Source organism: Mesorhizobium sp. M7A.F.Ca.CA.004.12.1.1 (assembly GCF_003997835.1).
Taxonomy (GTDB): Bacteria; Pseudomonadota; Alphaproteobacteria; order Rhizobiales; family Rhizobiaceae; genus Mesorhizobium.
On sequence record NZ_RZRK01000132.1, the window covers coordinates 1 to 10,283 of the forward strand.

Annotated in this window: 11 protein-coding genes and 1 pseudogene; 1 reads left to right on the top strand and 11 read right to left on the bottom strand. The window is 63.0% G+C overall.

Going from position 1 to position 10,283, the window contains the following annotated elements; genetic code table 11:
* Positions 1–589, top strand: a 589-nt coding sequence (locus tag EN984_RS09680) for a sugar phosphate isomerase/epimerase (RefSeq protein ID WP_164765421.1), incomplete at its 5' end; no start/stop codon positions are given.
* 74 nt (positions 590–663) lie between these two features.
* Here EN984_RS09680 and phnE (EN984_RS09685) read toward each other — a convergent pair.
* From phnE (EN984_RS09685) to phnH, 11 genes and pseudogenes are all read right to left on the bottom strand, one after another.
* On the bottom strand, positions 664–2,214 hold the full coding sequence (gene phnE, locus EN984_RS09685) for a phosphonate ABC transporter, permease protein PhnE (protein WP_127272207.1): 1,551 nt from the start codon (positions 2,212–2,214) through the stop codon (positions 664–666).
* 4 nt (positions 2,215–2,218) lie between these two features.
* Positions 2,219–3,193 (bottom strand): phosphonate ABC transporter, permease protein PhnE, encoded by a 975-nt coding sequence (gene phnE / locus EN984_RS09690; RefSeq protein ID WP_127271835.1) that lies wholly within the window; start codon positions 3,191–3,193, stop codon positions 2,219–2,221.
* A 74-nt stretch (positions 3,194–3,267) separates the two neighbouring features.
* Positions 3,268–4,176, bottom strand: coding sequence for a phosphonate ABC transporter substrate-binding protein (gene phnD / locus EN984_RS09695; protein ID WP_127272208.1), 909 nt, complete (start codon positions 4,174–4,176; stop codon positions 3,268–3,270).
* An 84-nt stretch (positions 4,177–4,260) separates the two neighbouring features.
* Complete coding sequence (gene phnC, locus EN984_RS09700; RefSeq protein WP_127267986.1) at positions 4,261–5,118, bottom strand: phosphonate ABC transporter ATP-binding protein; 858 nt, start codon at positions 5,116–5,118, stop codon at positions 4,261–4,263.
* 312 nt (positions 5,119–5,430) lie between these two features.
* Positions 5,431–6,048, bottom strand: a pseudogene (locus EN984_RS09705) (DapH/DapD/GlmU-related protein).
* Positions 6,045–6,752 carry a phosphonate C-P lyase system protein PhnL gene (gene phnL, locus EN984_RS09710; protein WP_127267987.1) on the bottom strand — a complete coding sequence of 236 codons (708 nt, stop codon included), beginning with the start codon at positions 6,750–6,752 and terminating at the stop codon, positions 6,045–6,047. Before phnL ends, EN984_RS09705 begins: the two are co-directional and overlap by 4 nt.
* A gap of 37 nt (positions 6,753–6,789) precedes the next feature.
* Positions 6,790–7,566, bottom strand: coding sequence for a phosphonate C-P lyase system protein PhnK (gene phnK / locus EN984_RS09715; RefSeq protein WP_127267988.1), 777 nt, complete (start codon positions 7,564–7,566; stop codon positions 6,790–6,792).
* Complete coding sequence (locus EN984_RS09720; RefSeq protein WP_127267989.1) at positions 7,563–8,462, bottom strand: alpha-D-ribose 1-methylphosphonate 5-phosphate C-P-lyase PhnJ; 900 nt, start codon at positions 8,460–8,462, stop codon at positions 7,563–7,565. Before EN984_RS09720 ends, phnK begins: the two co-directional genes overlap by 4 nt.
* Positions 8,459–8,878 carry a FosX/FosE/FosI family fosfomycin resistance hydrolase gene (gene fosX, locus EN984_RS09725; RefSeq protein ID WP_127267990.1) on the bottom strand — a complete coding sequence of 140 codons (420 nt, stop codon included), beginning with the start codon at positions 8,876–8,878 and terminating at the stop codon, positions 8,459–8,461. The genes EN984_RS09720 and fosX overlap by 4 nt, the downstream gene beginning before the upstream one ends.
* Complete coding sequence (locus EN984_RS09730; protein WP_127267991.1) at positions 8,875–9,987, bottom strand: carbon-phosphorus lyase complex subunit PhnI; 1,113 nt, start codon at positions 9,985–9,987, stop codon at positions 8,875–8,877. Before EN984_RS09730 ends, fosX begins: the two co-directional genes overlap by 4 nt.
* A gap of 1 nt (position 9,988) precedes the next feature.
* The coding region (gene phnH / locus EN984_RS09735) for a phosphonate C-P lyase system protein PhnH (protein WP_127383719.1) at positions 9,989–10,283 on the bottom strand (295 nt) is incomplete at its 5' end.

Sequence of the window (10,283 nt, forward strand, 5' to 3'; positions counted from 1 at the left end):
GGCGATCGACTGCGCGCAGGCACTTGGCGCCGACACGCTGAGCGGCCCGCTGCATTCGACGCTCGGGTCGTTTTCCGGCTCCGGACCGACCTCTGCCGAGAAAAAGCGCTCCGTCGCCTCGCAACGCGCGATCGGCGACCATGCCGGCAACAAGGGCGTCACCATCGGGCTCGAGGCGCTGAACCGCTTCGAATGCTATCTCCTCAACACGATGGCGGATTTGTCGGAGCATATCGACGCCATCGACCGGCCGCACATCAAGGCGATGTACGACACCTTCCACGCCAATATCGAGGAGGCCGACCCGATCGGCGCCTACACGAAACACCGCAGGAATGTCGTGCATATCCATATTTCGGAGAATGATCGCGGCGTGCCGGGGCGCGGCAACATTCCCTGGACCGAAACGTTTTCCGCCATCCGCAAGAGCGGCTATGACGACTGGCTGACGATCGAGGCGTTCGGCCGTTCGCTCAAGGATTTGGCGGCGGCAACGAAGGTGTGGCGCGATTTTTCCGAGAGCCCTGAAGCGGTTTATCGGGATGGGTATAAGCATATCAGGAACGGGTGGAAGAGGGCCGGCGCCTGAGACGCGAGCCGAAGGTCGGCGAAGCAAAACCGGTACCACCTTTGCTTCGTCGACCTTCGATTCAGGATCGTGGTCTAAGCCGCCGGCAGCAGGCGGGCGGAGGCGCCCCGCGCGCGCTCGTCGTTGCCGTTTCCGACGGTCCCCATCAGTTTGCGGCGGAGATAGTTGGAGATATTGTCGAAGACAAAAACGACAATCAGGATCAACAGCACCATGTAGAAAACATTGGCCCAGTTGGTGCCGGTGCGCATGGCTTCCCATAATTTCAGACCGATGCCGCCGGCACCGACGGCGCCGATGATTGTCGCCGAGCGGGTGTTCGATTCCCAGAAATAGAGGGATTGGCTAAGGAACACTGGCAGAACCTGAGGCAGCACGCCGTAGCGTTGCACCATTGTTGGTGTGGCGCCCACCGAGCGGATGCCTTCGCGCTGCTTGTCGTCGATGTTTTCCAGCGCCTCGGAATAGAGCTTGCCCAGGGTTCCGGTATCGGTGAAGAAGATCGCCGACATGCCGGCCAGCGGCCCCGGACCAAAGCCGCGGGTGAAGAACAGCGCCCAGATCAGCATGTCGACAGACCGCAGGAAGTCGAAGAAGCGTTTTGTCGCCTGGTTGGTCAACCAGTTCGGCGTGATGTTGCGCGCAGCCAGGAAGGCGAGCGGAAAGGCGACGACCGAGGCCAACACTGTGCCGACAAAAGCCATGACGATGGTTTGCAGAAGCTTCAGCCACACGTCGCCGTGTTGCCACTCGGCATTGTAGAGGATGTTGTCCCAGGCAAGCGCTGCGTTTGACCTCGACGGATCGATGCGTTCTCCGGAGACGATCAATGAAGCGACCTCGCCAAACGATTTTCCCCAGAATGGCGAATTCGTGTCAAACACAAAATTCGCCCAACCAAAAAACCGCCTCCAGGCGATCACCTCGTCATTTTGCACTTCAGCGCGGCCCAAAAATCCGAACGAGACATAGGCTGTCGAACCTGGCTTGCGTTGCTCTATCCAGTCAGGCAGCGGTGTGCGCGGCGTGACAGACCTGTCCTTGGCAATGTCGAAGACGACGCTTTCGGCGCCGCGCGTCACCGTGACAAGATTTGGCGCAATGGCGATCTGGCCGCTGCCAAGGACGACGGTCGCCGCCACCACGGCCTTTTCGCGCACCGTTTTGGGCGCGGCCGGAACTGGTTTGTCTGGCGAGGGGGCCGGATTCTCGGCCGTTGGCGCGCCAGCCGCCATGAACGAACCCTGCGACGACTTGTCGGTCGCGGTCGCCGGTGCCGGTGCGGCGTCGACCCGCCGCTCGACCTCGGCAATCTGCTTGATAACCCAGTCGGGATTTGGATTGGATCCCAGTTTGGAGAAACGAGAGTAGTCGATGGTCAGATAGCCGTCCTTGAATTCGATGTCCGGGCGGATTTCGTAAGACACCCAGTCGGCGAGATAAGCGCCGGCCAGGTTCCAGTTCGCCTTTCCGAGAACGATGCCGATCGAGAAGAACCACGAGCAGTAAAAGGTGTAGAGGATGCATAGAAGGATGCCGAACGGGGCGGCATAGCGCTTCCATAAAGGCCGCTGAAACGCATCGGGATAGCGAGCGGCGATGTCGTTGATGGCGTCGGCGTTCATTGCGTTACTCTCCGCGCCCGTATGCGAACGCCTGCCTGCCGACGAGACGTTGTCTCAGCCATGCCGAAAACTGGTCAACGGCGACAATCGTGCAGAACAGCAGAAACACGATGGCTATGGTCTTGGCCTCATGGCCCCGGCTGATCGAAAGACGCAGGGATTCGCCGATGCCGCCGGCGCCGACGGCACCGAGAATGGTCGAAGCGCGCACATTGATCTCGAAGCGGAGCAGGAAATAGCTCATGAAGTTGGGCAGAACCTGAGGCACCATGCCGAACCACACCCGTTCGACCCAGTTGGCGCCAACGGCCCGCAAGCCTTCGTCAGGCTTCATGTCGGCGTTCTCGACCACTTCGTAGAACATTTTTCCGAGCGCGCCGACGGTGTGGATGCTGACCGCGAGGATCGCTGGAATGGGCCCAAGCGAGAAAATCGCCAGAAAAAAGCCGGCAATGACGATTTCCGGAAAGGCGCGGACAATTTCGAGGAAGCGGCGCGTGGTGAAGCGGAGCCAGCGGCTGGCCGTCACGTTGCTTGCAGCCAGGAAGCAGAGCAGGAAACCGAAGGTGGAGCCGACCAGGGTCGAAAACAGCGCAATGTTCAGGGTCTCGATCATCCGGTAGAAATACTCCGGAATGTAGATGCCTTGGGTCAGGTAGACCCGGCCTTCGGGATAGTCGAATTTGAGGCTGCCATCGTCATAGGGCGACGGCAGGTCGAACAGCGCGCGCACCGGGTCGAACCAGTCGCGCGGCTTCAATTCGACGAAAAAGTCGGCGATGTGGGGAAGGCGGTCGAAGAACTTTCCGGCGTTGGTCTCATTGGCGAACCAGAGCGAGCCCGAGAGCGCAAGCAACAGGAAAACCAGGCCTCCGATCGTGTAGAGGCGCCGGCGAGCGGCGAGGTCGCGCCAGTGCCGCTCGGCTAACGCTCCTTCCGTGGAGAGCGCAGGCGCGCGGTAAATTTCGGTCGCACTCATCGATGGTTCCCCAGCCCGTGACGCGGCAACGCCGCCGGCGGCACTTTGGCCCCGGCGGCGTCGTGCCTTTTGGCTTACGAGCCGATCTTCGCCTTACGAGCGTCGATGATCGCCTGATAGAATTCCGGGGTGACCGGCGAATAGCTCTTGAAGTCGCCGCCTTGCACCGCCGCGAAACAGGCCGGGTCGGTCTGCGGAAGCTTGGTCAGGAAATCGGTGATCTTCTGCTTGGTGTCGGCGTCGAGCGAGGTGCGTATGACCAGCGGGCCGTTCGGGATCAAGGGGGACTGCCACAACTCTACGAGGTCGTCCATCTTGAGGACACCCTTGTCGACCATCTTGCGCAGATTGCCGGAGCTGTAGCCATCCTTGAAGTCGCCGACGCCGGAGGCCCAGGTGGTGCCGGCATCGAAGGTGCCCTTCAGAACTTCAAGGACAAGCTGTTCATGGCCGCCGCCGAAACCGGTCGACGCGAAATAGCTCTTCACATCCATGCCGATGTCTTTGGGCAGCGAGGTGACCGGGACCAGGTAGCCGGAAGTCGAATCGGGATCGGCGAAACCGAGTTTCTTGCCCTTCATGTCAGCGAGTGTCTTGATGCCGGAATCCGCACGGGCGACCATAACCGAATGGTAGCCGGTCGAACCGTCGGTCTGGACCGTCGTCAGGATCGGCTGAACCGCGTCCTTGTTCTCGAGGTAGACCTTGGCGTAGGCGGAAGCGCCGAGTTCGGCATAGTCGAGCGTGCCGCCGAGCAGACCCTGGATGACGCCGTCGTAGTCGGCGGCCGGGAACAGCGAAACTTTCTCGACGCCGAGAACTTGCTTGATGTGGTCGGCGAAGCACTGGTAGTTGCGCAGACGGTCGGCTTCGTTCTCGCCGCCCAGAATGCCGACGCGGAATTCCTTCAGATCCTGTGCCTGGACCGAGCCCATCGCCATGGCCATGACGGAAACGGCACCGAAAAGTATCTTTCTAAACATCTCGTCTCTCTCCTGTTGGTCCCGGCATCGCGCCGGCTGCGTTGGGATATGATGCCCTTGACGCGGGCTGGCGATCCAGGTCGCTCAGTAACCAGGAAAGGCTGGCTCAAGCGGTCCGGCGGATGCGGCGATTTTTTGCTTGATGATGACACTGGTCGAGGTGATGGCCTCGGAGATTTCGCCGCCGCTGCTGTCGGCGCCGTAGACCATGCGCACGGCCTCGCGGTTGAGCTCTTCCGGCGGGCCGTCGAAGACGACCTTGCCGGCAGCCATGCCGATGATACGGTTGCAATAGGTGCGGGCCGTGTCCAGCGTGTGCAGGTTGGTGATCACGGTGATGCCTTCGCGCAAATTGATATCCTGCAGCGAATCCATAACCACCTTGGCGTTGAGCGGATCGAGTGACGCGATCGGCTCGTCGGCGAGGATCACCTTCGGCTGCTGCATCAACGCGCGGGCAATGGCGACGCGCTGCTGCTGGCCACCCGACAAGGTGCCGGCGGCCTGCAGCGCGGTGCGGGCGATATCGAGACGCTCCAGCGCTGCTATCGCCTCGGCTCGTTCCTCGCGGGAGAAGATGCCGAGCAGGTTCGACATGGTGGAGCGGTGATTCAGCCGGCCGAGAAGCACATTGGTCAGCACGTCGAGGCGCGGCACCAGGTTGAACTGCTGGAAGATCATGGCGCAATCGCGCTGCCAGCGCCGTAGTGGCGAACCGCGCAGCTGGGAGACCTCGGCGCCGTCAAAAAAAATCGACCCCTGGCTGGGATCGATGAGACGGTTGATCATGCGAAGAAGGGTCGATTTGCCGGCGCCCGAACGGCCGATGACGCCAACCATCTGACCCTGCGGGATCGCGATGTTGATGTCGCTGACGGCAGTGTTCTTGCCAAATCGTCGGGTGACACCGCGGATTTCGAGCGTGGCGGAATTTGCTGGCATGGGGGCAGGTTCCAGGTCCGGACCATTGATCGTCAGGCTCTCGCCTAGCGCAGCCACATGAACCTGCCGTGTCGCGGTGATGTCAGTTTTGTTACGCTCCACAGGCTGGAGTCTAGTGTCGACCCTGGGTCAGCAGTCGAAGGTGATTTGGAACGCGGGCCTGGCGAGCTGGTGCCATCAAGCGTTCCAGACAAGGGCCGTCATGGCGCCGATGCTGGTGTCGAGAGGCATGTCATGCGGATAGTAGGGGCCGGGGCGGTTTGTGATAATGCCCCGCTGCCCCGCGTCAGTGACCGCCATTCCTGGACGTCGCTATCCACCATATTTCTCTAGGAACGTCTCGGCCTCAAGCTCCCGGAAATCATCCAACGCGGCGCGCAGCCTTGCATGGTCCCAGTCTCACCAGGCGAGCGCCTGGTAGCGTTCGGCCGTGCGGCGATCGAAGCGCTCGCGGATCGGTTTGGCCGGCACGCCGCCGACAATGGTATAGGGCGCGACATCTTTCGAGACCACCGCACCCGCGCCGACCGCGGCGCCATCGCCGACGGTGACGCCGGGCAGGATAGTCGAGCCGTGACCGAGCCAGGTGTCGTGGCCGATGGTGACGCGTTTGGCGCGGCGCTGGGCGAAGAATTCTGTCTCGTGCTCGGCATCGTCCCAGTAGTCCGAGGCGCGATAGGTGAAGTGATGCAGCGTCGGCCGCCAGGTCGGGTGGTTGGTGGCGTTGATGCGAACGCTGGCCGCGATGTTGGCGAACTTGCCGATCGTCGCGCACCAGACGGAGCAGTCCTGCATCATGTAGGAATAGTCGCCGAGTTCGCTTTCCGAGACCCGGCTGCGGTCGGCGATCTCGGTCCAGCGGCCGAGCGTCGAATTCTGTACATCCGCCGTCGGGTGGACCAGCGGCGTCTCGGACAATTTCCTGGTCATGCGGCGATTTTTCCGGACGCGAACGCGGTGACGTCGATGATGCGGTCGGCAACCGCCTCGCGCACGTCGTGGTCATGGAAGATGCCGAGCAGGGCGACATCAGCCGCCTTCTTGGCGGCGATGAGTTCGATCACGACGTCGCGGTTCCTGGCGTCGAGCGAAGCGGTCGGTTCGTCGAGCAGCAGGATCGGATGCTCGGTGATGAAGCCGCGCGCGATGTTAACGCGCTGCTGCTCGCCGCCGGAAAAGGTCGCAGGCGGCAAAGCCCAGAGTTTCTCCGGCAGGTTGAGCTGTGCCAGCAAGGCGCGCGCCTTGCCGCGGGCAATCTCGCGATCCTCGCCGCGCTCGACCAGCGGTTCGGCGACGACATCGAGCGCCGAAACGCGCGGCACGGTGCGCAGGAACTGGCTGACATAGCCGATCGTTTGCCGGCGCACCGCAAGCACGGTGCGAGGGCTGGCGGTGGCCAGGTCGATCAGCCCGTCATCATGCGTGACGATGATCTGGCCTTCGTCGACGGCGTAGTTGCCGTAGAGCATCTTCAGGATCGAGCTCTTGCCGGCACCGGACGGGCCGCCGAGCACGGTGCATTCGCCGGCCCTGATCGAGAACGAGACACCGGCGACAACAGGCAGTTTGATGCCGTCACGCAGATGCATGGTGAAGCTCTTGGCAACGCCGGAAACAACGAGCGGGGTTGCCATCAGAAGGTTCTCCAATCGTCAGTCGTTTGCGTCATCGTCAAACCTGCAGAATCGAGGAAACAAGCAATTGCGTGTAAGGCGCGCGCGGGTCGTCGAGCACGCGGTCGGTGAGACCGCTTTCGACGACGCGGCCGTCCTTCATCACCATCATGCGCTGCGACAAAAGCCGCGCCACGGCAAGGTCATGGGTGACGACGATGGCCGCCAGACCAAGATCGGTGACCAGACCGCGCAGCAGGTCGAGCAGGCGCGCCTGGACCGAGACGTCGAGGCCGCCGGTTGGCTCGTCCATGAACACCAGACGCGGGCCGGTGACGAGGTTGCGGGCAATCTGCAGGCGCTGGCGCATGCCGCCGGAAAAGGCGCGGGGCTCGTCGTCGATGCGGTCCTCGTCGATCTCGACGCGCGATAGCCAGTCGACGGCGGTGGCGCGGATCTTGCCGTAGTGGCGGTCGCCGACCGCCATCAGCCGCTCGCCGACATTGGCGCCGGCCGACACCGTCATGCGCAGGCCGTCGGCCGGGTTCTGGTGGACAAACCCCCAGTCGGTGCGCATCAGGAAGCGGCGCTCGGCCTCACTCATGCGGTAGAGCTCGCGGAACTGGCCGTCGCGCATGCGGTAGCTGGCGCTGCCGGAGGAGGGCAGCAGCCGCGTCGACAGGCAGTTGAGCAATGTCGTCTTGCCGGAGCCGGACTCGCCGACCACAGCCAGGACTTCGCCCGGCCACAGGTCGAAGGAGACGTTGTCGCAGCCGACGCGCGAGCCGTAGAATTTGGAGAGCGCCGAGACGCGCAGCAGCGGTTCGTCGGTCATTGCGCCGGCTCCATTTTTTCCGAGGCAAGATGGTTCTCTGAAGCAAGGTGGCCGTGATGGCCGTCCGCCCGCCGCTTCTCGCAATGATCCGTGTCGGAGCAGACGAACATGTGGCCTCCATGGTCGTCGAGGATGACCTCGTCGAGATAGACATTCTCGGCCGCGCACAGCGCGCAGGGCTGGTCGAAGGTCTGCACCTCGAACGGATGATCCTCGAAGTCGAGGCTGACCACTTCGGTGAAGGGCGGCACCGCATAGATGCGCTTTTCGCGCCCGGCGCCGAACAGCTGCAGCGCCGGCGAGCGGTGCATCTTGGGATTGTCGAATTTCGGCGTCGGCGACGGGTCCATCACATAGCGGCCCTCGACCTTGACCGGATAGGCATAGGTGGTGGCGATGCGGCCGTGTTTGGCGATGTCCTCGTAAAGTTTCACATGCATGAGGCCGTATTCTTCCAGCGCATGCATTTTCCGCGTTTCGGTCTCGCGTGGCTCGAGGAAGCGCAAGGGTTCCGGGATCGGCACCTGGTAGACCAGCACCTGGCCCGCCGTCAGCGGATGCTCGGGAATGCGGTGACGGGTCTGGATGATGGTGGCGCTGGCGGTGTCGGTCGTCACCGCGACGTTGGCGACCTTCTTGAAGAAGGCGCGGATCGAGACCGCGTTGGTGGTGTCGTCGGCGCCCTGGTCGATCACCTTGAGCACATCGTCTGGGCCGATGATCGAAGCGGTGACCTGGACGCCGCCAGTGCCCCAGCCATAGGGCATCGGCATTTCGCGCGAGGCGAACGGCACCTGATATCCCGGGATGGCGATGCCCTTGAGGATCGCGCGGCGGATCATCCTTTTGGTCTGTTCGTCGAGATAGGCGAAGTTGTAGGTGGCGATGTCGGTCATGATGCGACCTCAAATCCCTTGGCGTAGCGCGCCAGCCGCTCATTGAGCGTGCCCGTGTGCAGTTCGAACATGTGGTTGTCGTCGTCGTAGAAATAGATCGAGCGGCCCTCGCCCTCGACGCGCGGGCGCGGCGGGCGCATGTCGAGGCCGAGCTTGCCGATGCACTCGGCATAGTGGTCGAAATCGGCGTCATCGATCTTGAAGGCGATGTGGTTGTAGCTGCGCTCCGGCAAGGGCTCGCCCTCCATGATGGCGACCCAGATGTCGCCGATCAGGAAGAATTTTTCGCGCGACACCGAGAACTGCTCGGCATCGCTGGCATAGATTTCGCGTGCGTCGAATACGCCCTCGAGGATCTTGGTCATCCGCTCGAGATCGCGGACGATGAAGGTCATGTGGGAAAGCCCTTCGATCATTCCGCGGCCTCCCGCTTCTCTTCGACCTTCACGGGGTTTTGGTGGGCGTCGTGTTCGGCGCGCATGCGGCGCACGAGGTCGAGTTCGGCCTGGAAATCGACATAGTGCGGCAGCTTCAGATGCTCGACGAAGCCGGTCGCCTGGACATTGTCGGAGTGTGAGATGACGAACTCCTCGTCCTGGGCCGCGGCGACGACATCCTCGCCGAGCTCCTTCGCGCGCAGCGCCCGGTCGCAGAGCGCCATCGCCATCGCCTTGCGCTCGCTCTGGCCGAAGACCAGGCCGTAGCCGCGGGTGAACTGCGGCGGCGCCTTGGCCGAGCCTTTGAACTGGTTGACCATCTGGCATTCGGTGATGCGGACAGTGCCGAGCGGGACAGCGAAGGGCAGTTCGGGAACGTCGAACTCGAGCTCGACCTCGCCGATGCGGATCTCGCCGACGAAGGGATGGTTGCGGGCATAGCCGCGCTGGGTGGAATAGCCGAGCGCCAGCAAAAAGCCCTCGTCGCCGCGCGACAGCGCCTGCAGGCGGATGTCGCGCGCCATTGGGAATTCCAGCGGCTCGCGGGTGATGTCGCCGGGGACATGGTCCTGCGGCATGTCGCCATCCGGTTCGATCAAGCCTTCGCGGGCGAGGATGGCCGAAACGCGCGGCATGGCTTGCGCTTCCGTCTCGCGCAGCAAGGGCTCGGCGACCTCGGCCCCCGCGGCAAGCTCGGGATCGAGCAGTCTGTGCGTGTAGTCGAAGGTGGGCCCGAGCAATTGGCCGCCGGGCAGATCCTTGTAGGTCGCCGACACGCGCCGCTCGACCAGCATGGTGGCGGTGTCGATCGGCTTGGAGTAGCCGAAGCGTGGCAGCGTGGTGCGATAGGCGCGCACCAGGAAGATCGCCTCGATCATGTCGCCGCGCGCCTGGACGATGGCGAGCGCGGCCAGCTCCCGATCGTAGAGCGAGCCTTCGCTCATCACCCGGTCGACGCCGAGCGCCAGCTGCTCGACGATCTGGTCGAGGCGAAGCGCCGGCACCGAACGGTCGCCGCGCCGGCGGTCGGCAAGCAGGCTGTGGGCGTTGGCGATTGCGGCTTCGCCACCTTTTACCGCGACATACATCTTACGCCTCCATCGTCTTGATGCGCGTCGTGCGCGGCAGGCAGGCAATGCCGCCTGATGTGACGAGGATGATGTCGACGCCACGCGGAAAGCGCTTGATGTTCTGTTTCCACTGCTCGACGAAATGGCGCGGCATCTGTGCCGGCGCGATCGTGGCGCTGGTTTCGATGCCGGGACCTTCGAGCAACAGCGGCGTGCCGGAGACGAGATCGCCGACTTGCAGGATCAACGTGGTCGAACGGTCGGGATAGTCCTGCGTGCCCTGCGAAAAACCATCAAGCGACATCATCTCGGCC

What these genes read in the sequence shown, in the direction of transcription:
- fosX (WP_127267990.1), bottom strand. Translation starts at nt 8,878, where the DNA reads ATGATCGAAGGGCTTTCCCACATGACCTTCATCGTCCGCGATCTCGAG.
- EN984_RS09730 (WP_127267991.1), bottom strand. Translation starts at nt 9,987, where the DNA reads ATGTATGTCGCGGTAAAAGGTGGCGAAGCCGCAATCGCCAACGCCCAC.
- phnC (WP_127267986.1), bottom strand. Translation starts at nt 5,118, where the DNA reads ATGCCAGCAAATTCCGCCACGCTCGAAATCCGCGGTGTCACCCGACGA.
- phnE (WP_127272207.1), bottom strand. Translation starts at nt 2,214, where the DNA reads ATGAACGCCGACGCCATCAACGACATCGCCGCTCGCTATCCCGATGCG.
- phnD (WP_127272208.1), bottom strand. Translation starts at nt 4,176, where the DNA reads ATGTTTAGAAAGATACTTTTCGGTGCCGTTTCCGTCATGGCCATGGCG.
- phnK (WP_127267988.1), bottom strand. Translation starts at nt 7,566, where the DNA reads ATGACCGACGAACCGCTGCTGCGCGTCTCGGCGCTCTCCAAATTCTAC.
- EN984_RS09720 (WP_127267989.1), bottom strand. Translation starts at nt 8,462, where the DNA reads ATGACCGACATCGCCACCTACAACTTCGCCTATCTCGACGAACAGACC.
- phnL (WP_127267987.1), bottom strand. Translation starts at nt 6,752, where the DNA reads ATGGCAACCCCGCTCGTTGTTTCCGGCGTTGCCAAGAGCTTCACCATG.
- phnE (WP_127271835.1), bottom strand. Translation starts at nt 3,193, where the DNA reads ATGAGTGCGACCGAAATTTACCGCGCGCCTGCGCTCTCCACGGAAGGA.